Source organism: Acinetobacter sp., from assembly GCF_036666595.1.
GTDB lineage: Bacteria > Pseudomonadota > Gammaproteobacteria > Pseudomonadales > Moraxellaceae > Acinetobacter.
Window position 1 is genome coordinate 1 of record NZ_JAVWVO010000079.1, and the last position, 721, is coordinate 721.

1 protein-coding gene is annotated in these 721 nt (G+C 32.5%); it reads right to left on the reverse strand.

What is annotated here, in order from left to right; genetic code table 11:
- Positions 1-339: 339 nt before the first annotated feature.
- A complete protein-coding gene (locus tag RR876_RS16880; RefSeq protein WP_332637176.1) occupies positions 340-639 on the reverse strand; it encodes a transposase in 300 nt (99 codons plus the stop codon).
- Between the last annotated feature and the right edge of the window lie 82 nt (positions 640-721).

Genomic DNA, 721 nt, shown 5'->3' on the forward strand with positions numbered 1-721 from the left:
TAGTTAGATGTGACCCAAAGTCACTATCTCTTGTTGTAACTATGTATTTCTTAATGTAACGAGCTTTTATATCCATCTCCGACATATAGTTGCTCACTGTCTTTAAAGATGTCTCATAGCCCGATTGTTTTAATAACTTTTCAATTTTAGGTGCCCCGTAAATTTCAAATGATTGTTTATGAATTTCTTTAATTTTACCTTTTACTTCTTCTTTTAATAACTCTTGCTTTGAAGGTTCTCGTTTTAGGTAATCATAGTAACCTGATGTTGATACACCTAACTTTGGGAGAATGCTGTTAATAGAAATTTTGCCTTCAAAGTTTTTAACACATTCATAAATTACTTCTGTTCTTCTCTTGCCAGAATACCCATTGCTTTTTTTAATATCGTGAGTGCATCTTGAGAATCCTTTAATTCTTTTTTTAGCCTTGATATTTCTTTTGCTTCATCTGATTCAAAGTTACCTGAACCACGATGTAACACTTCCCCATCATTTTCTTGAGCTGATCTTTGCCAGTTATAGAATGTAGGAACACTTATTCCTAAGTTTCTACAAACGGCGGCTACAGTTAAGTGTGGATTATCTTCTCGATACTTAAGGGTATCTTCCTTAAATTCTTTATCATAATGTTTTGCCATAAAGTTTTCCTCCTGTTACCAATATTGTAACTTATTTAGAAACTCTATGTTTAACATGTCCGTTATTTATACTAGCACCAAT